The following is a 25,393-nucleotide window of genomic DNA, read 5'->3' on the forward strand; positions in this document are numbered from 1 at the left end:
GGAGTCGCCGAAGGTGGGACGTACTCCGCCGGGAGTGGGACACACGCCGCTGGAGGATGCGCCGGCTTTGGCTGCCGGACTGGGTTAAGGGCCGCCTGTGCGCTTCCGTGTGTCCCAGTTTCGGTCGCTCGGGTGGGTTGGGAGTCGCCGAAGGTGGGACGTACTCCGCCGGGAGTGGGACACACGCCGCTGGAGCTGGGACACACGCCCCAGAAGCTGGGACACAGCAGAATGCGGGACACTCGCGGAGAAGCGGCATGCGCCGAGAAGAGGCATGAGAGGGAGGATGCGCGCGTGCGGAGATGGGTGCCTGCGGAGGATGGCGCTTGCCCCGCCGGGGAGGCCCGAGAGAGAGCGAGACTCAGCCGAAGCGGCCTGAGAGAGCGAGACTCAGCCGAAGCGGCCCGAGAGAGAGCGAGACTCAGCCGAAGCGGCCCGAGACGTAGTCCTCGGTGGCTTGGATGGCCGGGGTCGTGAAGATCGCGTTTGTGTCGTTGTACTCGATGAGCTTGCCCGGCTGGCCGGTGCCGGCGATGTTGAAGAACGCCGTCTTGTCCGAGACCCGCGACGCCTGCTGCATATTGTGGGTCACGATGACGATCGTGTAGTCCTTCTTGAGCTCCTCGATGAGCTCCTCGATCGCGAAGGTCGAGATCGGGTCGAGCGCGGAGCACGGTTCGTCCATCAGCAGCACATCGGGCGAGACGGCGATCGCGCGCGCGATGCACAGGCGCTGCTGCTGCCCGCCGGAGAGGCCCGAGCCGGGCCTGTCGAGGCGGTCCTTGACCTCGTTCCAGAGGTTCGCGCCCTGCAGCGACTGCTCGACCAGGGCATCGGCATCGCTCTTGGAGATCCGCCTGTTGTTCAGCTTCACGCCGGCAAGTACGTTCTCCTTGATCGACATCGTGGGGAACGGGTTCGGGCGCTGGAAGACCATCCCCACCTGACGGCGCACGAGCACCGGGTCGACACCCGGACCGTACAGGTCGTCGCCGTCGAGGAGGACCTCACCCTCGACGCGGGCACCGGGGATGACCTCGTGCATGCGGTTCAGGGTGCGCAAGAACGTGGACTTGCCGCAGCCCGACGGACCGATGAAGGCAGTGACGGAGCGCGGCTGGATCTCGAGGCTGACGCCCTCGACGGCGAGGAAATCGCTGTAGTAGACGTTCAAGTCGTTGACTTCGATGCTCTTGGACACGGTTCCTCAGGTTTCGCTTTCGGGTGAGTTCAGGGTGCCGTGCAGGTCAGCGGCCCATCTTGGGGGAGAAGATCTTCGCGACCAGACGCGCGATCAGGTTGAGCGCCATGACGATGACGATGAGGGTGAGGGCTGCGGCCCAGGCTCGGTCGATATACGCCGAAGCCGGGGTGCCCTGGTTCATGAACTGTGAGTAGGCGAAGACGGGGAGTGTCGCCATACGGTCGCTGAAGAGGTCGAAGTTCATCGACGCGGTGACCCCTGCAGTCAGCAGCAGGGGTGCCGTTTCACCGATGACGCGTGAGATCGACAGCATGACTCCCGTTGTGATGCCCGCGAGCGAAGTGGGCAGAACCACCTTCACGATCGTCAGCCACTTCGGCACACCCAGTGCGTACGCCGCTTCGCGAAGTTCGTTCGGCACGAGGCGCAGCATCTCTTCGCTGGAGCGCACGACGACCGGGATCATGAGCACGGCGAGGGCGAGCGATCCCATGATTCCCATGCGTACGCCCGGTCCGAAGAAGAGCGCGAACAGGGCGAACGCGAACAGGCCGGCCACGATCGACGGGATGCCGGTCATGACATCGACGAGAAATCGGATGCTCCGGGCCATCCGGCCGTCGTGGCCGTACTCGACGAGGTAGATGGCGGTGAGCAGTCCGATCGGAATCGAGACCACTGCCGCGGCGAGGGTGATCAGCAGCGTCCCGACGATCGCATGCAGCGCCCCGCCGCCTTCGCCGACCACGTTGCGCATGGAAGAGGTGAAGAACTCCGCAGAGATGCCGGCCACGCCGTTGACCACGACCGTCCAGGTGACCGAGATCAGCGGCACCATCGCGAGTGCGAAAGCCGCTGTGACCAACCCGACCACCAGACGATCGACGCCTCTGCGGCGGCCCTCGACCAGCGTGGAGGTCACCGAGATCAAGATCAGGCAGATCAGGACGGACACGACGGCCCATCCGGGGACGTTGAATGCCCCATCGGGCGCCAGCGCGAGCACCCAGAAGATCAGGGCGCTGATGACGGCGCTGATCCCCAGAATGGCCCACGGCGCCCAGTTGGGAAGATGGCCGCTTGTGAGCTGGCTTGATTTCGGCACGGCGACCTTCGATGGGGCCGGTGCGGGAGCGGTGGTCATGGTCATGTCAGTTGGCCCCCGAGAATTCCTTGCGGCGGTCGACGACCCAGCGTGCGACGGCGTTGACGATGAACGTGACGATGAAAAGAATGAGACCCGTGGCAACGAGCACATTGATGTTCGTGCCGTACGCCTCGGGGAACGTCAAGGCGATGTTGGCCGGAATCGTCCCGGGATTCTCGGCGGTGAGAAGTCGGATGCTGATGATGTTGGCAACCGAGAGCACCATCGCCACTGCCATCGTCTCGCCGAGGGCACGGCCGAGGCCGAGCATCGAGGCCGAGACGATTCCACTCCGGCCGTAGGGGAAGACAGCCATCCGGACCATCTCCCAGCGCGTTGCGCCCAGTGCCAGCGCCGCCTCTTCGTGGAGGACGGGGGTCTGAAGGAAGATCTCACGACAGATCGCGGTGATGATCGGCATGACCATGACGGCGAGGACGATGGCGGCCGTGAAGATCGTGCGCCCGGTGCCCGAGACCGTTCCGCTGAAGAGCGGGAACCATCCCACATTGGCGTTCAGCCATGCGTAGACGGGCAGGACGGCGGGCGCGAGCACCAGGATTCCCCACAGACCGAAGACGACGGACGGCACAGCGGCCAAGAGGTCCACGATGTAGCCGAGGGCTTGCGCCAGTCGCCGCGGCGCGTAGTGCGAAATGAACAGCGCGACGGCGATCGACACCGGTACCGCCATGAGGAGGGCGAGGAGCGCCGCCCAGATTGTGCCGAAGGCGAGCGGCCAGACGTAGTCCCAGAAATCGCTGCGAAGGATCGAGGCAGTCGCTTTCGTGGCCGAGATGCCCGGTATCGACTGGATGATCAGAAAGATCGCGACCGCTGCCAGCGTGACGAGGATCATGGCAGCGGCGCCGAGGGCAGTCGCCGAGAACCAGCGGTCGCCGGGACGCTGCTTGGGTTTCGGTCGGGGAGCGACCGTCTGCGCCGGTGTCGTGGTCATGGATCCGTTTCCCCTCGGTGGTGTAAAACCCGTGGTGTGCCCGGTCCGGCGAATCGCCGGACCGGGCACACCGAGCGTCACTCAGTGACGATCAGGTCGATCGCAGACTGCATCGCGGAGCGCTGCGTGTCCGAGATGGGCGCGCTGCCAGCCGCGGCTGCCGCGGCATCCTGACCCTCAGCGCTGATCACATACTCGAGGAATCCCTTGACCAGCGGCGCCACGGCGGCGTCGGTGTACTCCTCGCAGGCGATCATGTAGCTGACGAGCACGATCGGGTACGCGGCCGTGTCGGGAGTGCGGTCGAGCGCGATCGCCAGGTCTCCGGCGGTGCGCCCCTCTTCTCGCGGCGACGCGTCGACGACGGCGGCGGCAGCCTCCGGCGAGAACGACACGAACTCGCCGCCGACCTCGACCGCGACGGTTCCGAAGCCCTCGGCGCGCGACGCGTCGGCGTATCCGATGGTTCCGGTTCCGCCGTCAACGGCGGCGACGACTCCCGAAGTCTGCGGGGCTGCTTCGCCGGCCACGGGCGTCGCCGGCCACACACCGTCGGCCTCCCACGTCCACACCGCAGGTGCGGCCTGGGAGAGGTAATCGGTGAAGTTCTCCGTGGTGCCGGAGTCATCGGCGCGGTGCACGGGGGTGATGGCGAGGTCCGGCAGCGACACGCCCTCGTTGCTCGCGGCGATCGCAGGGTCGTTCCAGTTCGTGATCGTGCCGGCGAAGATGCCGGCGACCGTCGCGGGATCCATGTTGAGCGTCTCGATGCCGTCGAGTTTGAAGATGACGGCGATCGGTGAGATGTACGACGGCATCTGGATGATGTCGGTACCCTCGACGCAAGCGCTGAAGGGGCCTTCGGCGATCTCGTCAGTGGTGAACGCACGGTCCGATCCGGCGAAGCCCACGGCGCCGGCCTGGAACGACTCGCGCCCCGCGCCCGAGCCCGAGGGGTCGTAGGTCACGGTCGTGGCGGAGTTGATGGTCTGGAATCCTGCGGCCCAGGCCTGGACCGCGACATCCTGGGCGGACGAGCCCGCTCCGGCGAGCTCGCCGGAAAGGGACGAGGCGCCATCGGTGGGCTCGGTGTTTCCACCGGTCTCATTCGAGGCGCAAGAGGTGAGGGTAAGCGCTGCAATGGCGGCGACTGCGCCCAGTTGGGCGAGGCGGGTGAGCTTCACGTGTGTGTCCTTCGGGTTTGTCCTGTGATTGCGGCCCCGGTGCAGAGCCAGCCTCGACGGTAGACACCGACTCTTACGAGCGTGCGCTTTCCCGGTGAACGAGAGGTGAACGCGCGGCGCACTGATCGGCGCGAACCGGCACCCCGTTCTCTTTCGGCCAACTCGCCCGGACTAGTCTGTGAGCCATGACGAAGTCGAGCAAAGCCGAGCGCGTGCTGTCGCGCCCGGACGTCCTCTCCTGACCGTGTCGACATCCGGTACCGCGATCCTGGATCGTTCGCAGGCGGCTGCTGACCCACGCACCCTTGTCGACATCATCCGGCAGACCACGGCGCGCCACCCCGAGGCGTCGGCGATCGACGACGGCTCCGGAGCGCTCAGCTACCGCGAGCTGATGGCACGCGTCGGCGCAACGGCGGCCCGCCTGCACGCGGCCGGAGTGCGGCGCGGCGACCGGGTCGGCGTGCGGATGCCCTCCGGCTCGAAGGAGCTGTACATCAGCATCCTCGGCGTACTGGCTGCCGGTGCCGCGTACGTGCCGGTGGATGCCGACGACCCGGACGAGCGGGCGCGACTCGTCTTCGGTGAGGCGCGCGTGCACGGCGTCATCACGGGCACCGGCGCATACGCCCCGGTCAGCGCCGAGGATGGGGACCCGGACGAGTCGCCGCTGTTCGCGGGCAATGCTCCGCATCCGTCCACGCACGCCCTCGTGACCGTGCCGCCGCCGACCGCCGACGACGACGCGTGGATCATCTTCACCTCCGGGTCGACCGGAGTCCCCAAGGGTGTCGCGGTCACGCATCGCTCGGCGGCCGCCTTCGTCGACGCCGAGGCGCGCCTGTTCGCGCAGGATGCCCCGCTCGGTCCGCAGGACCGTGTGCTGGCGGGCCTCTCGGTCGCATTCGATGCGTCGTGTGAAGAGATGTGGCTGGCCTGGCGACACGGGGCGTGCCTCGTGCCCGCTCCCCGCTCGCTCGTGCGCTCGGGAGAGGACCTCGGACCCTGGCTGCTGCGGCAGGGCATCACGGTGGTCTCCACGGTTCCGACGCTTGCGGCGATGTGGCCCGCGGACTCGATCGAGAACGTCCGCCTGCTGATCTTCGGCGGTGAGGCGTGCCCGCCCGAGCTCGCGGCCCGCTTGGCGGCGGAAGGACGCGAAGTCTGGAACACCTACGGGCCCACCGAAGCGACGGTCGTCGCGTGCGCCGCGCCGCTCGGCGGTCCGGGGCCTGTCCGCATCGGACTGCCGCTCGACGGCTGGAGCCTCGCTGTCGTCGACGCCGACGGGCAGCCCGTCGCGGACGGCGAGATCGGAGAGCTGATCATCGGCGGCGTGGGACTGGCGCGCTATCTGGATCCGGCGAAGGATGCCGAGAAGTACGCCGCGATGCCGACCCTCGGCTGGGATCGCGCCTACCGCTCCGGTGACCTCGTCCGCTTCGAGAGCGCCGGGCTCGTCTTTCAGGGGCGCGCCGACGATCAGGTCAAGGTCGGCGGCCGTCGCATCGAACTGGGCGAGGTCGAAGCGGCCCTGCAGGATCTTCCGGGAGTGACGGGCGCAGCGGTCGCCGTCCGGATGACCGAGGCCGGCGTGCCCGTGCTGGTCGGGTATCTCGCGGCGTCCCCCGATTTCGACCGACTCGCCGCGCGCGCCGACCTCGCCGAGCGGCTGCCCGCTCCGATGGTCCCGCTGCTGGCCGTCGTCGACGACCTGCCGATCCGCACCTCGGGCAAGGTGGATCGCGCGGCGCTTCCCTGGCCGCTCCCCGACGTGGAGCTGCCGCACCCGGACTTCTCGCCGGGGGAGGCCTGGCTCGCGCAGCAGTGGCAGGCGGTCCTCGGCATGCCGGTGACCGGCACCAAGGTCGACTTCTTCGACCTCGGCGGCGGATCGCTGGCGGCGGCCCAGCTCGTCTCCCGCATCCGTACGCGGGTTCCGGAGTTCTCCGTCGCCGACATCTACGACGTGCCCCGCCTCGGCGCGATGGCGAAGGCCCTCGGCGCCGCTCTGCACGACGACGCCGACGACACCTTCCACCGGCCCCAGCCCACGCCGCGTCGGATGCAGTGGATGCAGTCGCTTCTGGGTGCGCCGCTGTTCGTCCTGTCCGGCATCCGGTGGATGCTGTACCTGCTCATCGCCTCGGCCCTTCTCCGCCTGACGCCCGGCTTCGAGGTGCTGCCCGCTGCCCCCTGGCCCGTTCTCGTGATCGGGCTTCTCGTGTTCGCGACGCCGTTCGGTCGGATGATCATCGCGGCGGCCTCCGCCCGTGTGCTCCTGGCCGGGCTTCGACCCGGCGACTATCCGCGCGGCGGGTGGGTGCACGTGCGGCTCTGGCTCGCTGAGCAGATCGCCGACCAGGTCGATGCGGTGGGGCTGGCCGGCGCACCGTGGATCGGGTACTACGCCCGCGCTCTCGGCGCGCGCATCGGCGAGGGCGTCGATCTGCATGCGCTTCCCCCGATCACCGGGATGCTCGAGATCGGCGACGGCGCGGCGATCGAACCCGAGGTCGACCTGTCCGGCTACTGGATCGACGGCGACGTCGTTCGCATCGGCGGCATCCGGATCGGAGCCGGAGCGACGATCGGGTCGCGCAGCACTCTCGCTCCGGGCACCCGGATCGGCCGCCGCGCCGAGATCGCTCCCGGCTCAGCCGTGTTCGGCCGCGTGCGCGCCGATCAGAACTGGGCAGGGTCACCCGCCGTGCGCACCGGCGGACGATCGGGAGCGTGGCCCGCCGATCGAGCTCCCGCTCCGAACCGCTGGCTGTGGGCGTATGCGACCTCGGCGGTCTTCCTCGCCGTGCTGCCGATCGCTTCCTTCGCCGTCGGCGGGCTGGTCCTCGCGCGCGGAATGGTCGGAGCCGCGACGCTCGGCGCGGCTCTGGGCGGCGCTCTCCTGTGGCTCGTCCCCGCGGTTCTCGTGGCAGGCCTCGTCTACGCCGCCGCGGTCTTCGTCTGCGTCCGGCTGCTGGCCATCGGCCTCGCCGAGGGAACGTATCCGGTGCGCAGCCGCATCGGGTGGCAGGCCTGGACGACCGAGCGACTGCTCGACTCGGCGCGCACGATCCTGTTCCCGCTCTACTCGAGTCTGTTCACACCCGTCTGGCTCCGGATGCTGGGAACCCGCGTCGGCCGCGACGTGGAGGCCTCGACGGTTCTTCTGCTGCCCTCGATGACACGCATCGAGGACGGCGCGTTCCTGGCCGATGACACGATGGTCGCTTCCTACGAGTTGCGCGGCGGGTGGATGCGGCTCGGCCCGGTGCGCATCGGCAAGCGGGCCTTCCTCGGCAATTCCGGCATGGCAGCCCCCGGACATCGCGTGCCCCGAGACGGGCTCGTCGCGGTGCTCTCGTCGGCGCCCGCGAAGGCCAAGGCGGGCTCATCCTGGTTGGGCTCCCCGGCGGTGCGCCTGCGCCGGCTCTCCGCCGAAGGCGACCAGGCGCGCACCTACCAGCCGCCCCGGCGCCTGCGCGTCGCGCGGGCGCTCTGGGAGCTGTGCCGCTTCGTCCCCGTCGTCATCACCTGCGCGATGGGGGTGTTCGTGCTGTTCGCTCTGGCCGCCCTGGTCGAGGCCGTGGGTCTCGGCTGGGCGGTCCTCCTCTCCGGCGTGGTGCTCATGACGGCCGGCGCGATCGCGGCGGGCATTTCCACGATCGCGAAGTGGCTCATCGTCGGCCCGATCCGAGCCGGCGAACACCCGCTCTGGTCGAGCTTCGTCTGGCGCACCGAGGTATCCGACACCTTCACCGAAATGCTCGCGGCTCCGTGGTTCGCCCGCGCCGCCACGGGCACTCCCGCCCTCGCGGTATGGCTGCGATCGCTCGGCGCGACCATCGGACGCGGCGTCTGGTGCGACAGCTACTGGCTGCCGGAGCCGGATCTGGTCACGCTCGGCGACGGATCGACGGTCAATCGTGGGTGCGTCGTGCAGACGCACCTGTTCCATGATCGAATCATGAGTATGGATACCGTCGAACTGGAAGCGGGGGCGACCCTCGGCCCCCACAGCGTGATCCTCCCGGCGGCCTCGATCGGCGCGCACGCGACCGTGGGGCCGGCCTCGCTCGTCATGCGCGGCGAGTCGGTGCCGATCGGCTCACGCTGGAGCGGCAACCCCATCGGGCCGTGGCGTGCGGTGAAGGCGCGCGCGTACCAGTCGACATCGTGAGCGGGCACGACCCGTACACACCGGAGAGCGGCGACCCGACGTTCGACGTCGAGTCTTACGACCTTGAGCTCGACTACCGGGTGCGCACCAATCGCCTCGAGGGCCGCGCGATCATCAATGCGGTCGCCGCGGTGCCGGTCTCGGCGATCAGCATCGATCTCGTCGGGCTCCGCGCGACACGGGTGCGGATCGACGGCGACCGCCGCACCCGGTTCAGTCAGGGGCCGCGCAAGCTCCGGGTCGCGCTCCCGCGGCGGCTGCAGGCGGGAGAGCGGTTCTCGCTGGAGGTCTCGTACGCGGGCGCGCCCGCTCCGCGTCGCTCGCGCTGGGGCACGATCGGCTGGGAGGAGCTCGAGGACGGGTCTCTCGTGGCCGCTCAGCCCACCGGAGCGCCCACCTGGTTCCCGTGCAACGACCGCCCCGACGACCGCGCTCGCATGCGGATGTCGGTGACGACGGATGCCGGCTACCTCCCCGTGCCGACCGGTCGCCCCACGGGCCGCACCGTCGGCGGTGGGCGCGTGACCGTCACGGCGGAGTCCACCGTCCCGGTCGCGACCTACCTCGCCGCCGTCCACATCGGGGCGTACGAGCAGACTGCGCTCGCCGGCGATGCCCGTGTGCGGGTCTTCGCGCCATCGGCGCTGCGCGCTGACGTGGCTCGCGCGTTCGAGCAGATGCCGCGCATGCTGGCTCTGTTCGAATCGACATTCGGCGCGTATCCGCAGGAGGACTGCGCCGTCGTCGTCACGGCGGATGAGCTCGAGATTCCGCTCGAGGCTCAGGGAATGGCGGTTTTCGGCGTCAACCACCTCGTGCCGGAGGAGCAGCGTCTGATCGCCCATGAGCTGGCGCACCAGTGGTTCGGCAACAGCGTGGGTGTGGCACGGTGGCGCGACATCTGGCTCAACGAGGGTTTCGCGTGCTTCGCCGAGTGGATGTGGTCGGAGGCGTCGGGCGGCCCGACCGTGGCCGAGGAGGCGGCTGTGCACCACGCCCGGCTGGCCGATCTCCGGCAGGATCTGCTCCTCGGGGATCCGGGCGCGGATCTCATGTTCGACGATCGCGTGTACAAGCGCGGTGCGCTCACCCTCTACGCGCTGCGGTGCGCCGTCGGAGAAGCGACGTTTTCGCGCGTGTTGCTCGAATGGACGACCGGGCATCGACACGCCGTCGTGACCAGCGACGACTTCCGTGCTCTCGCCGCGCGGGTGAGCGGGATCGACCTCGACGCCCTGTTCGCGGCGTGGGTGGATCAGCGCGCCCTGCCGCCGCTGCCGAAGGCATCCGCGCCGAGGCGCTGAGGGCTGCTGGCGGCGCCGCGCATCAGGGCGACGCTGACCAGAATCCCCGGCACGCCGTCCGGCTCCCATCCGATGAACGCCTCGGTCCGGTCCGAGATGCGCGCGCTCCAGCCGTTCCCGGCCTCGGTGAACTCCAGCTCGGCGGGGTCGATTCTCAGTCCGCGTTCGTCCGCCTTCAGCACGGCCTCGGTGCGCACCCAGCGGAGCAGCCCACCGTCGACGCCGCCGCCCGCGTCCCGCACCGGATCGGCGAGCGGCTCGGCATCCAGCCCGAAGGCCGTCACCGTGTCCGGATGGATCCCGACCACCGCGACGGCGCCGGCATAGCTCACCGATGCCCGCCACGGCGCACCGGCGACGCGCACCGGCCCGTGCGGGCCGCCGCACCGCGGGCACGGGTTGGAGAGAAGGGCATCCGGATGCCCTTCGCGAGCGAGCAGCCGGCGCACGAGCGCCCACGCCGCCTCACGCCGCTCGGCGCGGCCGCCCCGGGCCACGGCCCATGCCAGCCGCAGATCCGGCACGCTACGGCTTCGGATCGTGCGTCTCGATCGACACGATCCCCGATCCGGGGTTGGTCGCAGACAGGTGGACGACCGAGAACGCCGCCGGCTCGAGCGCCGAGGCGCTGCCGAGGTAGGAGCCGCGGAGGGTCCCGGTGGCGAGCGCGATCTCGCTCAGGATGCCGGGGATCACCGGACCGTGGCTGCACAGCACGGCCGGCTTGCCGGAGCGGACGCGCTTGCCGACGACGGCGCGGATGTCCGAGGAGCCGTCGTCCCACGCGTCCTGCGCGATCAGGCGGGTCGAGGAGACGGGCCGGCTGAGGGCCCGTGAGAGCGGTGCGACGGTCGCAAGGCAGCGCACCGCATCGCTCGAGATGATGCGACGCACGCCGAATGCGCGCAGCGGCCCCACGATCGCCGCGGCCTGTCGGATGCCGCGGGGGGTCAGGGGGCGCGTCGCATCGGCGCCCCTCCATTCTTCGTGCGGCGCGGCCTTCGCGTGGCGGAGCACGACGAGGGGGAAAGTCTCGAGTATTCCGTCATCGACGAACGACAGGAACTGTTCGAGGATCTCGACGTCGACCGGGTAGGAGAGGTAGCCCAGGGCTCGACGCGGCGAGACCCACTCGAGCGCTGCGATCTCTTTGTTGGGGACGAAGCTCGACGTGCGCAGGGCGCGCTCGGTCGCCTCGGCGGCCCAGTAGTGCACGATCTTCTGTCGCTTGTTCGGCATGCGGTAGCGCGAGACGCCGATGGGGATGCCGAGCGCGACGCGGATTCCGGTCTCTTCGAGGATCTCGCGCACCGCGGTTTCGGCGAGCGTCTCGCCCGGGTCGACTTTGCCCTTGGGGAGCGTGACGTCCGCGTAGGCGGTGCGATGGATCACCAGCACCTTGAGCTTGCCCTCGACCTGGCGCCAGACGACGCCGCCTGCAGCGTAGACGGCCGTCTCGGTCATCGCACCGCTCGGGCGCGTCGCCGCCGGACCTGCGTCATCGTCGTGTCCTGCAGATCGACGAGGGGCTTGCCGTCCGCGTCGATGCTGTGCCGGGTCCACACCCCGCCGTCGCCGAGGTGCCAAGAACTCGTGCTCTCGCTCATGGCGGCATCGAACAGATCGATGAGCTCGCGCACGTGCGCCGGAGCCACCACCCGCACGAGAGCCTCCACGCGGCGGTCCAGGTTGCGGTGCATCATGTCGGCGCTGCCGATGAACACCTGGGGGTCGCCGTCGGAAAGAAAGGCGAAGATACGCGAGTGCTCGAGGTAGCGGCCGAGGATCGAGCGGACCGTGATGTGGTCGCTGACCCCCGGAAGGTCGGTGCGCAGCGAGCAGATCCCGCGCACCCACACATCCACGCGGACGCCGGCCTGGCTCGCGCGATACAGCGCATCGATGATCTGCTCGTCGACCATCGAGTTGACCTTGATGCGGATGTGCGCCGGCTTGCCGTCCTGCGCGTTGCGCCGTTCGTTGTCGATGTGGCGCAGCAGACCCCTGCGCAGGTGCAGCGGGGCGACCAGCAGGCGCTTGAACTTCTTCTCGATCGCGTAGCCGCTGAGCTCATTGAAGAGCCGGGTGAGGTCGCGGCCGACCTGTTCGTCGGCGGTGAACAGGCCGAAGTCCTCATAGAGGCGACTCGTCTTCGGGTTGTAGTTCCCGGTGCCGATGTGGCTGTAGCTGCGCAGCATCCCGTCTTCTTCACGGATGACGTGGAGCAGCTTGCAGTGCGTCTTCAGTCCGACGAGTCCGTAGACGACGTGCACGCCGGCCTTCTCGAGCTTGCGTGCCCAGACGATGTTGTTGGCTTCGTCGAAACGCGCCTTCACTTCGACGAGCGCCAGCACCTGCTTGCCTTTCTCGGCGGCATCGATCAGGGCTTGAACGATCGGGCTGTCACCCGACGTGCGATAGAGCGTCTGCTTGATCGCGAGCACCTGAGGGTCGCGCGCGGCCTGCTCGAGGAAGGCGACGACACTGGTCGTGAACGACTCGTAGGGGTGATGGACGAGCACATCGCCCTCCCGGATCGCGGCGAACAGGTCGGCTCGTCCGTTCTGCTCCGCGGGCTGGAATGCCGGTGCCGTCGCCGGCACCCGCGGCGGGTAGTGCAGATCCGGCCGATCGATGCGTGACAGGTCGAAGAGCCCGCGCAGATCCAGCGGAGACGGGAGGCGGTAGACCTCGTGGTCGGTGATGTCCAGTTCGTCCAGCAGCAGGTCCAGCGTCACGGCATCCATGCTGTCGGTGATCTCGAGTCGGATGGGCGGCCCGAACCGGCGGCGCAGCAGCTCCGCTTCGAGCGCCTGGATGAGGTTCTCGGTCTCGTCCTCCTCGATCACGACGTCTTCATTGCGGGTGACCCGGAAGGCGTGGTGCTCGAGGATCTCCATTCCCGGGAACAGATCCTCGAGGTTCTCCGAGATGAGCTCCTCGAGCGGGAGGTAGCGCGAACGACCGCTCGCGGGGACCTCGACGAAGCGCGGGAGCATGGGCGGCACCTTGAGGCGCGCGAACTCCTGGCGGCCGGTCTTCGCGTTGCGGATGCGGATCGCCAGGTTCAGCGACAGGCCGGAGATGTACGGGAACGGGTGGGCAGGGTCCACGGCGAGCGGCATGAGCACCGGAAACACCTGTGACTGGAAGTACTCGTACATCGTGGCGCATTCGGACTCGTCGAGGTCCGTCCACGAGACCAGCTCGATCCCGCTCTCGGCCAGCGCCGGGGAAACGAGATCGGCCCACGCGGCCGCGTGCCGCACCTGCAGCCTGTGCGCTTCGGCGGAGATGTCGGCGAGCACTTCCTGCGGCGAACGGCCGACGTTCGTGGGCACGGCCAGGCCGGTGAGGATGCGGCGTTTGAGGCCGGCGACGCGGACCATGAAGAACTCGTCGAGGTTGCTCGCGAAGATCGCGAGGAAGTTCGCGCGCTCCAGAACCGGCAGCCGGGGGTCTTCCGCGAGCTCGAGCACACGCTGGTTGAATGCGAGCCAGCTCAGCTCGCGATCGGTGTAGCGGTTGTCGGGAAGCTGCGCATCGTCGGCCTCGACGGCTTCATCGAAGTCGTCGTCGTCCGCGTCATCCAGGCCAGAGTCGAGAACGTCCGTATCGATCATCCCCTCATCATTGCAGGGCGAAGTGACCGGTGCGTTAACCGCTAAGCCTGTGAGCGTTCGCGCGGGGTGGGGACCTGGTCCTCCTCGTAGACGTTGAACCGATAGCCGACGTTGCGCACCGTCCCGATGAGCTGTTCGAGGTCGCCGAGCTTTGCGCGCAGACGCCTGACGTGCACGTCGACCGTGCGCGTCCCGCCGAAGTAGTCATAGCCCCAGACTTCGCTCAGCAGCTGCTCACGGGTGAACACGCGGGACGGGTGCGTCGCGAAGAAATGCAGGAGCTGGAACTCCTTGTATGTCAGATCCAGGGTCTTTCCGCGGACCTTGGCCGAGTACGCGGACTCGTCGATCGTGATGCCGGAGGTCGAAATGCGGCTGGACACCTGCTCCTTGGCCATCCGGCCGATCGCCAGGCGGATGCGCGCGTCGACCTCGGCGGGCCCCGCCGTGACGAGCAGGACATCGTCGATGCCCCAGTCGGTCGACACCGCCGTCAAGCCGCCCTCGGTGACGACGAGGATGAGCGGCGCGTCGAGTCCCGTCGTGTTGAGGATCTTGCACAGCGACTTCGCCCCCACGAGATCGAGCCGCGCATCGATGAAGATCACATCGGCACTCGGCGCGTTCACGAGCGATGCCGGTTCAGCGGGAATCTGACGGACGCGGTGGCTCAGCAGTTCCAGGGCGGGCAGGGTCGGCCCCCCGCCGCGGGCGGAGCTCAGCACGAGCAGTTGTGCCAACAGGGTCCCTTCCGCTGGGAGAACTCGGGCGGACCCGGATCGTGTCCCATCCTAGAGCGTCGTGCGCGCGGGAGGCGCCGAGCGTGCTCCGCCGGGCCGCGTGGGCCACAATGGACGTGTGTCCCTTCCCGAACTCGCGCCCCGCAGCGGTGTCCGCGGCATCCTCGCCGCGTGGCTGATCGCCGCGGCCATCGCTCTCGCCGTCGGGGTCACGGTCCCGGGCGGCGCGCAGCCGGCATGGATGGCGGTGGGGATGGGGTTCGTGGTCATCGCCTCTTTCGCCATCCAGCTCGCGGGGGGCCACCCGCACGGATTCATCGAGCGGACCGCGGCCAGCGTCGTCGGCGGCCTCTGCGTGATGGGGCTGATCGGCGTCGGTCTCGGTCTTGCCTCATTGTTCTCCGTCTGAGCGGATCGGGCGCGTAGACTGGGCGCATGGACCTCGTCGCACTCGAACTCTTCTTCGTCGGGCTGCTCGCACTCGCCTCGCTGGCGATCGCCTTCGTCTCTGGCGTCGTGATCAAGAACCTGTACCGCGGCCAGCGCTGACGCCGTGCTCGATCTTCCCACCGACCTTCCGGCGGACATCGTTCCGCTGTCCTGGTTGCTGGGTGTGTGGGAAGGCACCGGAGTCATCGACTACGACGTGGACGGCACCTCCTTCTCGGGAGAGTTCTCCCATCGGGTGAGCTTCAGTCACGACGGCGGTGATTACGTCAACTACGCGGCCAGTGCGTGGCTGCTCGGTGGTCACGGCCAACCTCGGCCGCTGGTCGCCGAGACGGGCTATTGGCGTCTGGCGCGACCGGCGACGGGAGCCGATCCGGGTCCGGCGCTCCTCCCGCCGACCGACATGCTCGCCTCTGCGCGCACCGTCGACGATGTCGAGGCCCTCCGCACGGACGGCGGAGGATTCGAGATCGAAGTGGCGGTCGTGCACTCCGACGGGATCAGCGAGCTCTACCTCGGCCAGGTGCGAGGACCCCGCATCGACATCGCGACCGACGCGATCGTGCGTCCCGCGACGGCGAAGGACTATGCCGCGGCGACACGGATGTACGGCTACGTCGACGCTCACCTGCTGTGGGCGTGGGATGTCGCGGCGCTCGGCGGCGGCCTCGCCTCGCACGCGTCGGCGCGACTCGCGCGGGCCGACTGATGGCCGAACTGTTCGCGGGGATGCGGGGCGCCGTGCTCGACGACAACGGCCCGCTGCACTTCGGATCGCCCCATCGGGAACAGCGCGAGCTCGTCGCCGGGCGCGCCCTGGCCATCCTCGGTGATCGTGCCGTCCTCACGATCACCGGCCCCGATCGGCTGACGTGGCTCGATTCGATCACCTCGCAGGCTGTCGCTTCGCTGCGGCCCGGCGAGAGCACCGAATTGCTCATTCTGGATCCGCAGGGACACGTCGAGCACGCTGCATCCGTCGTCGATGACGGAGCGACGACCTGGCTCATCGTCGACCGCGATCGGGCTGCGGAGCTGCTGGCATGGCTGACGCGCATGCGCTTTCGGCTGCGCGTCGACCCCCAGGATGCCGGCTCATCGCATCGCGTGATCGGTGGAACGGCCGAAGCGGCCGCGGCCGTCGATGCCGTGGCGAGGTGGGTCGATCCGTGGCCGAACGTCGCCCCCGGCGGATGGGGATACGCTGCCGCCGATCCGCACCCCGGTGCCGAGCGCGATTGGGTCGAAGCGATCGTCGATGCGGATCAGTACGCTTCGCTCGCGGCCGCGGCGGCACGGGGAGAATCGCCGGTCACCGGCCGCTGGGCGGCGGATGCGCTGCGCATCGCGGCGTGGCGACCGCGAGCCGCGTCTGAAGCGGACGGACGCACGCTCCCGCACGAAGTCGATTGGCTCCGCACGGCGGTGCACCTGGACAAGGGCTGCTATCGCGGCCAGGAGACGGTCGCCAAGGTGCACAATCTCGGGCACCCGCCGCGGCGCCTCATCGCTCTCCAGCTCGACGGGAGCGACGATGTCCTGCCCGAGCCGGGCGCAGAGGTCCTCGCCGACGGCGAACCGGTCGGTGCGGTCACATCGGTCGCGCGCCACTATGAAGAGGGCCCGATCGCGCTCGCGCTGGTCAAACGCACCCTCGCCGAGGACGCCGTGCTCACCGTGCGGACGGACGACGGCGACGTCGCCGCGTCCGCTGAGACGATCGTTCCTCCGGATGCCGGTCGCACCGCCGCGGTGCCGCGACTTCCGCGCTTGTCCCGCCGCCGCTGACGTGTCTGGCCGCGTCGATCCGCCGACGGGTCCGGTGCACACCGGCTTGCGCGGTCGGTTCGACCCTCGTCCCGGCATCGAGCGTGTCCGGGAGTCTGCTCTGGCCATCCTTCAGATCGTCATCGCCGCGACGGCCGCCTTCGCCTTCGCACACGATGTGCTCGGCCATCCGGTCCCTCTGCTCGCGGCGACCGTCACCGTGTCCAGCCTCGGCCTCGTCCGCGATGCCCGCCCGCGACGCGTGCTCGAGACGGTCGTCGGGATGGTCGTCGGCATCCTCATCGCCGAACTCATCGTGTTGGTCGCCGGAATCGGATGGTGGCAGCTGGCCATCACCCTGGCGGTGACCCTGGCCGTCGCCCGGTTCCTTTCGGCGCAACCGGCCTTCGCGATCGCGGCGGCCCTGCAGTCCGCGATCGTCATGGTGATTCCGGCGAGTGTGCCGTTTGTGCGGCTGATCGACGGAATCATCGGGGGCATCGCCGCGCTCCTGGTCACCGCGCTCGTTCCCCGCCGGCCACTGCGCGCCGCCACGCGCGAGGGCGCGGCACTTCTCTCCGCTTTCGACGGCGCCGCTGCCACGCTCGTGCAGGCGCTCCGTCGGGGTGACCGGTTGCGGGCCGAACGGGGGCTGGAGAAGGCCCGTGCGCTACAGCCGCTCGTGGACGACTGGCGGGTGTCGCTCGAGTCCGGCGCGGCCATCGCGAGGATCTCCCCGTTCCTGCGTCGCGAGCGCTTCGAACTCGAGCGGCACGAGCGGGTGCGGGCGCATCTCGATCTCGCCAGCCGCAACCTGCGCGTCATCGCCCGCCGCGTCGTCTACCTGAGCGACGACGGACGACCGCGTCCGGTCACGGCCGATCTGCTGGCAGAGCTCGCCGCCGGCGCGCGGCTGGTCGGTGAATCCCTCGGCGACATCTCCTTCGAGCCGCTCGCACGCGAAGCGGTCCGCGCCGTCGCCGCGCGGCTCGACCCCGCGGCCCTTGCCGGTGGCCACGCCGGCGGCGATCATCATCTGCTCGCGGCGCTGCGTCCCCTTGCGGTCGACCTCATGACGGCTGCGGGGATGCCGGCGGGGGAAGCGCGCGCAGTGCTGCCCCGCGAGTGATCGAACGGTTCATCCGGCGGGCGCGACGCAGTCCCACGGGACGGTGACTTCGCCCAGCCGCCAGCGTGCCCGGCCGCCGACGGGCCAGCCGGATGCCGCCATCGCCTCGAGTGTGACCCGCCAGCGCTGCTCGGCACCGAAGGCCGATGACGCCACCGCCCGGGTCCACTCGGCATCCATCGCCGCCATCAGGGCGTGGACGCGCTCGCCGGGCACGTTGCGGTGTATCAGGGCCTTCGGCAGGCGCTCGGCGGCGACGCCGGGGGAGTCCAGCACCGCAAGCCGCAGCGAGATCGTGAGGCTGCGCGGCTGGGCGTCCTCGCCGAGCTCGATCCAGGTGCAGACGCGTCCCAGCTCGTCGCAGGTGCCCTCCACGACGATGCCGCCGCGGGCCAGTCGAGTCGCCATCAGCGCCCACGCGCCGGCGACGTCGGATTCGTCGTACTGGCGCAGCACGTTGAACGCACGGATCACCGCCGGGCGCCGCCCCTCGGCGAGCGGCACTTCGAAGCCGCCGCGGGCGAACGAGACGCGAGCATCCGGTGCGAACGATGTGCGGCCGGCTCGCACATCGGCGAGCTGTGCGACGGCGCGCTGGACTCGCGCGGGGTCGATCTCGAGCCCCACGACCTCGACGTCCGGCCGCGCACGTCGCAATCGGGACTCGAGCTCGAAGGCTGTGACTCCGCTGGCTCCGTAGCCGAGGTCGACGATCAGCGGGTCGTCGGCGCGGCGCAGCACGGGATGCCGCGCGATCCACCGATCGACGCGGCGCAGCCGATTGGTGTTGGTCGTGCCGCGGGTGATCTTTCCGCTCGTGCGGGAACCGGGCGGATTCTCCGGCGTCATTCCCTCATGATGCCAGCGCCGAGATCGGTAGGATGACGGCCATGACCGCTCCCTACACGCTCATCCTCCTCCGCCACGGCCAGAGCGAGTGGAACAAGACCAATCAGTTCACGGGATGGGTCGATGTCCGCCTCACCGAGCAGGGGCAAGCCGAGGCGGCGCGGGCGGGCGAGCTCCTCGGGGAGGCGGGGCTTCTGCCCGACATCCTGCACACGTCGGTGCTCTCGCGTGCCATTCAGACCGCGAACATCGCGCTCGACACGGCGGATCGCCTGTGGATCCCGGTGCGGCGCTCCTGGCGCCTCAACGAGCGTCACTACGGTGCCCTTCAGGGCAAGGACAAGGCCGAGACCCTCGAGGAGTTCGGCAACGAGCAGTTCATGCTGTGGCGTCGTTCCTTCGACGTGCCCCCGCCCGAGCTGGCCGACGACGCCGAGTACAGTCAGTCCGGCGATCCCCGCTACGCCGGCATCGACGGTGAGGTGCCGCGCACCGAGTCGCTCAAGATCGTGATCGATCGCATGCTCCCGTACTGGGAGTCCGAGATCATCCCCGACCTGCGCACCGGAAAGATCGTGCTCGTGACGGCTCACGGCAACTCCCTGCGAGCCCTCGTGAAGCACCTCGACGGCATCAGCGACGCCGACATCTCCGAGCTGAACATCCCGACCGGCATCCCCTTGGTCTACCGGCTCGGCGACGATTTCATGCCGCTCGAGCCGGCCGCCTACCTCGACCCCGAGGCGGCAGCCGCCGGCGCCGCGGCCGTCGCGAGCCAGGGCAAGAAGTAGCGCCGGCGTTCAGTCGTCGGCGTTCGCGGGCAGTTCGACGCCGTTGGCGGACGCCACGACGGTGATCGTGTCGGTGTCAGGCGCCCACTCGCCGGTAGCGAGGTAGGCGACCTTCTTGGCGACATTCAGGGCATGGTCGGCGAAACGCTCGAGGTAGCGGCTCGCGAGGGTCGCATCGACGGTCGCGCCGGCCTCTCCCTGCCAGTTGTCGCTGAGGACCTTCTCGAACACCGACAGGTGGAGGTCGTCGAGCTTGTCGTCGAGATCGCGGAGCGCCTCGATGAGGGTGAGATCCTCTGTGCGGAGGATCTCGGTGAGCACCTTCGCGACCTGAACGTCCAGTTCGCCCATCTTCGTGAACGTGCCCTTCAGGCCCTTCGGGATGGCTCGCTCGGGGAAGCGCATGCGGGTCAGCTGCGCGATGTGCTCAGCGATGTCACCCATGCGCTCGAGCGATGCGCTGACGCGGAGCGCGGAAACGACGATGCGCAGGTCCCGCGCGACGGGCTGCTGCCGGGCGAGGATCTCGATCGCGAGCTCGTCCAGCGCGATGGCCTTGTCATCGATGGTCTGGTCGGCCTCGATGACTTCCTCGGCGAGGGCGACGTCGCTCGTGCCGAAGGCGCGCGTCGCGTGTTCGATCGCGACGGTGACGAGTTCGGCGATTTCCACGAGGCGCGACTGAACGTCCTCGAGCGACTGGTGGAACACTTCGCGCATCATGGAACCTCTCTTCACGGCCGGCACGGCGCCTCCGCAGACTGGCTGATCTTCCCCTCCGAAGGTTAACGAACGGTGCCGGTGCCGTGAACAGTCCCATTGATCGCGCGGACCGCGTACCGCAACGTCCGCGACGCGCGTATCGCCCGGCCTACGCTGGGTCCATGGACTCGACGCAGGTGACGCTCGTCGCTCTCGTGGTGGGCGTCGTCACCGGAGGTGCGCTCGCGGCCCTCGTGCTGGTGGCGCTCCGTGCGCGAGATCATGCGCGGATGGAGGCCTCGTTCGAGCTTCCCGATGGAACCCGATCGGTCCTGCAGGGTATGGACGATGTCGCCGTCGTCGTCGACACGTCCCTTCTCATCGTGGCCGCGTCGTCCCCGGCGGAGCTGTTCGGCATGCAGGTGGGCCAAGATCTGCCGAGCGACGATCTGCGCCTGCTGGTGCGCGCGGCGCGGCGCGCCGAGCATCCCGAATCAGAGAATCTCCGCCTCCGACGCGGGATCGAGCCCCGCCTGGTGACCGCCCGCGCGAGCGCGATCACGGCGCGGCTCACTCTCATCGTGATCAGGGACATCACCGAGCGCGAACGCGTGGAGGAGATGCGCCGGGACTTCGTGGCCAACACCAGTCACGAGCTGAAGACTCCGGTCGGCGCCGTCACCCTGTTGGCGGAGGCGATCGAGTCGGCCGCCGACGACCCCGACCAGGTGCGTCACTTCGCCTCGCGCCTGATCGCCGAGGCCGGCCGACTGGGGCAGTTGACCTCGCGCATCATGAATCTTTCCCGGCTGCAGTCGGCCGACGATCTCACCGAGCTGCGGGACGTCTCGATCGACGAGGTCGTCGCGGCCGCGATCGAATCGCAGTCGCTCGCGGCGCAGTCCGCTGAGATCACGATCACGCGCGCGGGCTCGCGGCGAGCCTATGTGCGCGGCGACGTGCAGGTGCTCACCGACGCGGTGGCCAATCTGGTCGCGAATGCGATCGCGTATTCGCCCGCAGGTGCGCAGGTCGGCGTCGGCGTCAAGGTCGTCGACGGTGTGGTCTCGATCGCGGTCACCGACCACGGCATCGGCATCCCCGAGGATGAGCAGCGGCGGGTGTTCGAGCGCTTCTATCGCGCCGACCAGGCCCGCTCTCGCCGCACGGGGGGCACCGGCCTCGGGCTGTCGATCGTCAAGCACGCCGTGCAGCGCCACGGCGGCGAGATCGAGCTGTGGTCACGACCCGGGCGCGGTTCCACCTTCACGGTGCGACTTCCGGCTGTGGATCCGCCGCCCGACCTGCCGGGCAAGAAGCGGCGTGTGGCGAAGAAGAAGAAGAAGGCCGCGAAAGCCGCGGCCGTCAACCGAGAGAAGACTCCATGACTCGCGTGCTGATCGTCGAGGACGAACCCGACCTGGCCGACCCCCTCGCCTACCTCCTCCGCAGAGAAGGCTTCGACGTCGAGATCGCAGAGGACGGCCCGTCGGCCTTGGATGCATTCGGGGCCCGCGGCGCCGACATCGTGCTTCTCGATCTCATGCTCCCGGGGATGCCCGGCACCGAGGTGTGCCGCATCATTCGGACGACCTCGACGGTGCCGATCATCATGCTGACCGCCAAAGACGGTGAGATCGACATCGTGGTCGGCCTGGAGCTCGGGGCTGATGACTACGTGACCAAGCCGTACTCGTCGCGTGAGCTGCTGGCGCGGATGCGGGCCGTCCTGCGCCGCTCGGAGGGACCCGATCTCGGCTCAGACGAGCGCGTCGTAGAGGGCGGCCGGGTCGTGATGGACATGGACCGGCACACGGTCTCGGTCGACGGCTCGGTGATCTCGATGCCGTTGAAGGAATTCGAGCTGCTCGAGGTTCTGATGCGCAACGCCGGTCGCGTGCTGACGCGCGGTCAGTTGATCGACCGCGTCTGGGGGAGCGACTACTTCGGCGACACCAAGACGCTCGATGTCCACATCAAACGCATCCGCTCCCGGATCGAACGCAACCCCAGTGAGCCCACCATGCTGCTCACCGTGCGCGGACTGGGGTACCGCTTCGAGAGCTGATCTGGTGGTCCTGGTCAGTCCTGGTCAGTCCTGGTCAGTCCTGGGGGACGAAGTCGGCCAGGTACTCCAGGCTGCCGTCGAGCACGGGGATGAAGTACGCGACCCCCTCACCGTCGCCGGACTGGAACGTGAGCTCGACGTTCGTCCCGGGCGCGGAATCCACGCGGCGCAGGAGCAACGGCTCGGCTCCGTCGAAGCCGAGGCTCACCGTGGAGTGCGCCGGCACACGCACGGTCTGCGTCGCGCCGTCCAGGCCCACCAGCAGAGTTTCAGTGGTGCCGGTGTCGTTGACGACGGCGGCCAGGAAGTTGGCTGTGGCCCCCGACTCGTCGGCCACCAGCAGGGCGTTGCGCACCTTGAGGGGGCCCGAGTCGGGGATATTGACACCGTCCGCCGCCGAGAAGGGGATGGTCGTCGCGGGCATGGTGAAAGTGCTGCAACCGGTGGCGCCGAGGACCACAGCGGCACCGAGGGCAAGCGAAGCGAGCAGACGCGATTTCACGGATCCTCCAGAGGGCAGAACGGTTTCACACAGTCTACGGTGATCGGCAGCACTCACTACGCGCGCGCGGGGGCCAGTCGGCGAACCCTATCGTATATCGCCTGTGGTATCCTTTAGGTTGCCGAAAGGACATAACTGCATGCTTTTTGAGGTTGGCGAGACGGTCGTCTATCCGCACCACGGGGCCGCTACGATCATCGAGGTCAAAGACCGGGTCATCAAGGGCGAGACCAAGAGATATCTGAAGCTGAACGTCACTCAGGGCGATCTGATCATCGAGGTTCCGGCGGACAATGTCGACCTTGTGGGCGTGCGTGACGTGATCGGTCAAGACGGTCTCGAGCGGGTCTACGACGTGTTGCGAGCGCCCTTCACCGAAGAGCCGACCAACTGGTCGCGCCGCTACAAGGCGAACCTCGAGAAGCTGGCCTCCGGCGACGTCATCAAGGTGAGCGAAGTCGTGCGCGACCTGTGGCGCCGTGACCAGGACCGCGGGCTGTCGGCCGGCGAGAAGCGAATGCTCGCCAAGGCGCGCCAGATCCTCGTCTCCGAGATCGCTCTCGCGCTCAAGGCCGACGAAGAGCACGCGTCCGCAGTGCTCGACGACGTTCTCGCCAGCTGAATCGCCGGCCTCGTTGAATCGGTAGTCTCGGGGCCATGAGTTCCGATGCAGTACCGACCCCGCGCGTCGCCGTGATCGTCGTCGCGGCGGGTTCGGGCACACGTCTGGCAGCGGGGGCGCCCAAGGCGTTCATCGGCATCGACGCGCACTCGATTCTTCACCACTGCCTCGCGCGCGTGCTCGCGGGCGAGCTGGCGCAGGTCATCGTGGTCGCTCCGGAAGATCGCGTGGGCGACGCCCTCACCGAGGTGCGCGCTGTCGCGGGAGCGCGCCACGAGCTGATCAGCGTCGTCGCGGGCGGCTCGACGCGGCAGCAATCGGTTGCCGCGGGCCTTCGCGCAGTGTGGCCCGATGTCGAATACGTGCTCGTGCATGACGCGGCCCGCGCGCTCACTCCCCCCGGTGTCTTCGCACGCGTCGTCGCCGCCCTGCAGGACGGCAACGACGCGGTGCTGCCCGTGCTGCCGCTCATCGACACCGTCAAACGCGTCGACGGCACACGGGTGATCGCGGCGCTGGACCGCTCCGAGTTGGTCACGGCCCAGACGCCCCAGGGCTTCCGGCGGTCGGTGCTGGACGCCGTGTACGCGGCCGCGACAGTCGATCACACCGATGATGCGGCACTCGTGCAGGCCGCCGGCCACGATGTCGTGACGGTCGCGGGCGACGATCTCGCCTTCAAGATCACGAGGCCGGCGGACCTCGACCGCGCGCGGGCGCTCCTCGGCGATCCGGTCGAACGAGCCGTGCCGTCCGGGGTGCTGCCGCGGGTGGGCATCGGCACCGACGTGCACGCGTACGGCGGGGAGGGCGCGCTGTGGCTCGCCGGCCTGGAGTGGCCGGGGGAGAACCCGCTTTCCGGCCATTCCGATGGCGATGCCGTCGCCCACGCGATCGTCGACGCTCTGCTGGCCGCGGCCGGGCTGGGCGATATCGGCGCTCACTTCGGGACGGATGATCCGGAGTACGCCGGCGCGCATGCCGCGGTGTTCCTCGCTCGCACGCGTGAGCTGCTGTCCCGTGCGGGATTCGCGATCGGCAACGTGTCGGTGCAGGTGCAGTCGAATCAGCCGAAGCTGGCACCTCGCCGGGCCGAGGCAGAGGCCGTTCTCGGGAGCGCGCTCGGGGCGCCCGTGGCGGTGTCGGCCACCACGACCGACGGGCTCGGCTTCACCGGGTCGGGCGACGGTGTCGCGGCTTTCGCGGTCGCCCTGGTCGTGCCGCTTCCCGCTTGAGTGCGGGAGCTACGCCTCGATCGCGAACGGAGCCGGATCGCGCGCGGCGCGGGAGCCCCACGCCAACAGCGCGAGCCCGGCCCCGAGGACGAGCAGGCCGATCACAGCCAGGAGGGACAGACGCTCCCCGAGCACGATGATCCCGAGGAGTGCAGCCGTCAGGGGCTCGCCGAGCGTCAGAGTCGCGGCCGTCGCAGCAGACAGGCCCTGCAGCCCCCACGTGAACAGGAGGTATGCGACGGCGATTGTCGCAAGCCCCAGCCAGAGTGCCATCACGAGGCCGCGCGGGTCGCCCATCCAGCCGACGTCGACGAACGGCAGAGCCAGCGCGCACAGGACCGCAGAGCCGGCGCCCATGCTCCCGACGACCGTGAACGCGTCCCACTTCTGGTCCAGCAGTCGTCGCTGCACGTTCGCGATCACCGCGAACGAGGCGCCTGCGCCGACGGCACCGGCGATTCCGAGCGGATCGGTGCCGCGTTCGGGCGACCCTCCGACGCCGAGGAGGGCTACGCCGAGGGTGGCGAGGGCGGTCGCCGCGATCCAGACGCGCGAGGGGAGGCGGCGGGTCCGTGCCCATTCAAGCAGGCCGGCCAGAACGGGCGCCGAGCCGAGAGCGATCACGGTGCTCACGGCGACGCCGTTGCGCGCGGTTCCCATGAAGAAGAGGGGCTGATAGACGGCCAGACACACGCCCGTCACGGCCATCAGCAGGACGGGACCGGCGCCGAGGAGCGGGCGAACAGCGACGCGCCCACGTCGTCGCCGACGCGCGAGCGCAAACGAGACGAGAGCGAGTGCGCTGCCGCCGATCGTCATTCTCATCACGCCGATCGACAGAGGGGTGGTTCCCTCGGGTCCGAGGGCTTGCGAGGTGCCGGTCGTACCGAACAGAACGGCGGCCGCGAGGATGGCGAGAACAGAGCGCACCTGATAGT

23 protein-coding genes are annotated in these 25,393 nt (G+C 69.1%); 11 read left to right on the forward strand and 12 right to left on the reverse strand.

All coding sequences use genetic code 11. The features are described from left to right. Positions 1-421: 421 nt before the first annotated feature. The 4 genes from pstB to QZV81_RS00780 all read right to left on the reverse strand — a co-directional run bounded on the left by pstB (position 422) and on the right by QZV81_RS00780 (position 4,493). Positions 422-1,201 (reverse strand): phosphate ABC transporter ATP-binding protein PstB, encoded by a 780-nt coding sequence (pstB, locus tag QZV81_RS00765; protein ID WP_292831005.1) that lies wholly within the window; start codon positions 1,199-1,201, stop codon positions 422-424. Positions 1,202-1,247: 46 nt separating this feature from the next. Next, positions 1,248-2,354 carry a phosphate ABC transporter permease PstA gene (gene pstA / locus QZV81_RS00770; protein WP_292831008.1) on the reverse strand — a complete coding sequence of 369 codons (1,107 nt, stop codon included), beginning with the start codon at positions 2,352-2,354 and terminating at the stop codon, positions 1,248-1,250. Between the two features lies 1 nt (position 2,355). Beyond that, entirely contained in the window at positions 2,356-3,309 is a 954-nt protein-coding gene (pstC, locus tag QZV81_RS00775; protein ID WP_292831011.1) for a phosphate ABC transporter permease subunit PstC, read from the reverse strand. 77 nt (positions 3,310-3,386) lie between these two features. Then, complete coding sequence (locus tag QZV81_RS00780; RefSeq protein ID WP_292831014.1) at positions 3,387-4,493, reverse strand: phosphate ABC transporter substrate-binding protein PstS; 1,107 nt, start codon at positions 4,491-4,493, stop codon at positions 3,387-3,389. 244 nt (positions 4,494-4,737) lie between these two features. Here QZV81_RS00780 and QZV81_RS00785 point away from each other — a divergent pair, with 244 nt between their 5' ends. Both QZV81_RS00785 and QZV81_RS00790 read left to right on the forward strand, forming a co-directional pair. Next, positions 4,738-8,673 carry a Pls/PosA family non-ribosomal peptide synthetase gene (locus QZV81_RS00785; RefSeq protein WP_292831017.1) on the forward strand — a complete coding sequence of 1,312 codons (3,936 nt, stop codon included), beginning with the start codon at positions 4,738-4,740 and terminating at the stop codon, positions 8,671-8,673. Next, positions 8,670-9,977 (forward strand): M1 family metallopeptidase, encoded by a 1,308-nt coding sequence (locus QZV81_RS00790; RefSeq protein ID WP_292831021.1) that lies wholly within the window; start codon positions 8,670-8,672, stop codon positions 9,975-9,977. Before QZV81_RS00785 ends, QZV81_RS00790 begins: the two co-directional genes overlap by 4 nt. On the opposite strand, the gene QZV81_RS00795 is transcribed toward QZV81_RS00790, so the two are convergent. Genes QZV81_RS00795 through QZV81_RS00810 form a run of 4 tightly spaced genes read right to left on the reverse strand, consistent with a single transcriptional unit; the run spans position 9,929 to position 14,340 of the window. Beyond that, the gene (locus QZV81_RS00795) at positions 9,929-10,501 is read right to left on the reverse strand and encodes a chemotaxis protein CheY (RefSeq protein ID WP_292831024.1); all 573 of its coding nucleotides are present in this window, start codon (positions 10,499-10,501) and stop codon (positions 9,929-9,931) included. The two genes, QZV81_RS00790 and QZV81_RS00795, sit on opposite strands and share 49 nt — an antisense overlap. A gap of 1 nt (position 10,502) precedes the next feature. Next, on the reverse strand, positions 10,503-11,441 hold the full coding sequence (locus QZV81_RS00800) for an NUDIX hydrolase (protein WP_292831027.1): 939 nt from the start codon (positions 11,439-11,441) through the stop codon (positions 10,503-10,505). After that, positions 11,438-13,600: an RNA degradosome polyphosphate kinase gene (locus tag QZV81_RS00805; RefSeq protein ID WP_292831030.1), complete on the reverse strand. Its 2,163-nt coding sequence runs from the start codon at positions 13,598-13,600 to the stop codon at positions 11,438-11,440. Before QZV81_RS00805 ends, QZV81_RS00800 begins: the two co-directional genes overlap by 4 nt. 41 nt (positions 13,601-13,641) lie before the next feature. Next, positions 13,642-14,340: a response regulator transcription factor gene (locus QZV81_RS00810; RefSeq protein WP_292831033.1), complete on the reverse strand. Its 699-nt coding sequence runs from the start codon at positions 14,338-14,340 to the stop codon at positions 13,642-13,644. A 118-nt stretch (positions 14,341-14,458) separates the two neighbouring features. On the opposite strand from QZV81_RS00810, the gene QZV81_RS00815 reads away from it, so the two are divergent. The 4 genes from QZV81_RS00815 to QZV81_RS00830 all read left to right on the forward strand — a co-directional run bounded on the left by QZV81_RS00815 (position 14,459) and on the right by QZV81_RS00830 (position 17,686). Next, complete coding sequence (locus tag QZV81_RS00815) at positions 14,459-14,749, forward strand: hypothetical protein (protein ID WP_292831036.1); 291 nt, start codon at positions 14,459-14,461, stop codon at positions 14,747-14,749. A 144-nt stretch (positions 14,750-14,893) separates the two neighbouring features. Next, a complete protein-coding gene (locus QZV81_RS00820) occupies positions 14,894-15,499 on the forward strand; it encodes an FABP family protein (protein WP_292831039.1) in 606 nt (201 codons plus the stop codon). Further along, positions 15,499-16,578, forward strand: coding sequence for a glycine cleavage T C-terminal barrel domain-containing protein (locus QZV81_RS00825; RefSeq protein WP_292831042.1), 1,080 nt, complete (start codon positions 15,499-15,501; stop codon positions 16,576-16,578). The genes QZV81_RS00820 and QZV81_RS00825 overlap by 1 nt, the downstream gene beginning before the upstream one ends. 1 nt (position 16,579) lies before the next feature. After that, positions 16,580-17,686, forward strand: a complete 1,107-nt coding sequence (locus QZV81_RS00830) for an FUSC family protein (RefSeq protein WP_292831045.1) — start codon at positions 16,580-16,582, stop codon at positions 17,684-17,686. A 9-nt stretch (positions 17,687-17,695) separates the two neighbouring features. On the opposite strand, the gene QZV81_RS00835 is transcribed toward QZV81_RS00830, so the two are convergent. Continuing rightward, positions 17,696-18,535, reverse strand: a complete 840-nt coding sequence (locus QZV81_RS00835; RefSeq protein WP_292831048.1) for a class I SAM-dependent methyltransferase — start codon at positions 18,533-18,535, stop codon at positions 17,696-17,698. A gap of 41 nt (positions 18,536-18,576) precedes the next feature. Here QZV81_RS00835 and QZV81_RS00840 point away from each other — a divergent pair, with 41 nt between their 5' ends. Then, positions 18,577-19,326 (forward strand): phosphoglyceromutase, encoded by a 750-nt coding sequence (locus QZV81_RS00840; RefSeq protein WP_292831051.1) that lies wholly within the window; start codon positions 18,577-18,579, stop codon positions 19,324-19,326. 9 nt (positions 19,327-19,335) lie between these two features. Here QZV81_RS00840 and phoU read toward each other — a convergent pair whose 3' ends face one another. Beyond that, positions 19,336-20,046 (reverse strand): phosphate signaling complex protein PhoU, encoded by a 711-nt coding sequence (phoU, locus tag QZV81_RS00845; RefSeq protein ID WP_292831169.1) that lies wholly within the window; start codon positions 20,044-20,046, stop codon positions 19,336-19,338. A 164-nt stretch (positions 20,047-20,210) separates the two neighbouring features. Here phoU and QZV81_RS00850 point away from each other — a divergent pair, with 164 nt between their 5' ends. Further along, complete coding sequence (locus tag QZV81_RS00850) at positions 20,211-21,416, forward strand: ATP-binding protein (RefSeq protein ID WP_292831054.1); 1,206 nt, start codon at positions 20,211-20,213, stop codon at positions 21,414-21,416. Further along, complete coding sequence (locus QZV81_RS00855; protein ID WP_292831057.1) at positions 21,413-22,096, forward strand: response regulator transcription factor; 684 nt, start codon at positions 21,413-21,415, stop codon at positions 22,094-22,096. Before QZV81_RS00850 ends, QZV81_RS00855 begins: the two co-directional genes overlap by 4 nt. Before the next feature lie 34 nt (positions 22,097-22,130). Here the strand turns inward: QZV81_RS00855 and QZV81_RS00860 are convergent, their stop codons facing one another. Then, the gene (locus QZV81_RS00860) at positions 22,131-22,598 is read right to left on the reverse strand and encodes a DNA modification methylase (protein ID WP_292831060.1); all 468 of its coding nucleotides are present in this window, start codon (positions 22,596-22,598) and stop codon (positions 22,131-22,133) included. Between the two features lie 139 nt (positions 22,599-22,737). Here QZV81_RS00860 and QZV81_RS00865 point away from each other — a divergent pair, with 139 nt between their 5' ends. Further along, complete coding sequence (locus QZV81_RS00865; protein ID WP_292831063.1) at positions 22,738-23,220, forward strand: CarD family transcriptional regulator; 483 nt, start codon at positions 22,738-22,740, stop codon at positions 23,218-23,220. 35 nt (positions 23,221-23,255) lie between these two features. Further along, the gene (ispD, locus tag QZV81_RS00870) at positions 23,256-24,455 is read left to right on the forward strand and encodes a 2-C-methyl-D-erythritol 4-phosphate cytidylyltransferase (RefSeq protein ID WP_292831066.1); all 1,200 of its coding nucleotides are present in this window, start codon (positions 23,256-23,258) and stop codon (positions 24,453-24,455) included. Positions 24,456-24,464: 9 nt separating this feature from the next. Here the strand turns inward: ispD and QZV81_RS00875 are convergent, their stop codons facing one another. Next, on the reverse strand, positions 24,465-25,385 hold the full coding sequence (locus tag QZV81_RS00875) for an EamA family transporter (RefSeq protein WP_292831069.1): 921 nt from the start codon (positions 25,383-25,385) through the stop codon (positions 24,465-24,467). Positions 25,386-25,393 lie beyond the last annotated feature (8 nt).

The sequence above is a fragment of the Microbacterium sp. genome (genome assembly GCF_011620665.1).
GTDB lineage: Bacteria > Actinomycetota > Actinomycetes > Actinomycetales > Microbacteriaceae > Microbacterium.

Bases quoted from the DNA above. Each gene is read 5' to 3' on its own strand.
- QZV81_RS00840 (WP_292831051.1), top strand. From the start codon at position 18,577: ATGACCGCTCCCTACACGCTCATCCTCCTCCGCCACGGCCAGAGCGAG.
- QZV81_RS00835 (WP_292831048.1), bottom strand. From the start codon at position 18,535: ATGACGCCGGAGAATCCGCCCGGTTCCCGCACGAGCGGAAAGATCACC.
- pstC (WP_292831011.1), bottom strand. From the start codon at position 3,309: ATGACCACGACACCGGCGCAGACGGTCGCTCCCCGACCGAAACCCAAG.
- QZV81_RS00800 (WP_292831027.1), bottom strand. From the start codon at position 11,441: ATGACCGAGACGGCCGTCTACGCTGCAGGCGGCGTCGTCTGGCGCCAG.
- QZV81_RS00805 (WP_292831030.1), bottom strand. From the start codon at position 13,600: ATGATCGATACGGACGTTCTCGACTCTGGCCTGGATGACGCGGACGAC.
- ispD (WP_292831066.1), top strand. From the start codon at position 23,256: ATGAGTTCCGATGCAGTACCGACCCCGCGCGTCGCCGTGATCGTCGTC.
- pstA (WP_292831008.1), bottom strand. From the start codon at position 2,354: ATGACCATGACCACCGCTCCCGCACCGGCCCCATCGAAGGTCGCCGTG.
- QZV81_RS00850 (WP_292831054.1), top strand. From the start codon at position 20,211: ATGGACTCGACGCAGGTGACGCTCGTCGCTCTCGTGGTGGGCGTCGTC.
- phoU (WP_292831169.1), bottom strand. From the start codon at position 20,046: ATGCGCGAAGTGTTCCACCAGTCGCTCGAGGACGTTCAGTCGCGCCTC.
- QZV81_RS00855 (WP_292831057.1), top strand. From the start codon at position 21,413: ATGACTCGCGTGCTGATCGTCGAGGACGAACCCGACCTGGCCGACCCC.
- QZV81_RS00825 (WP_292831042.1), top strand. From the start codon at position 15,499: ATGGCCGAACTGTTCGCGGGGATGCGGGGCGCCGTGCTCGACGACAAC.
- QZV81_RS00865 (WP_292831063.1), top strand. From the start codon at position 22,738: ATGCTTTTTGAGGTTGGCGAGACGGTCGTCTATCCGCACCACGGGGCC.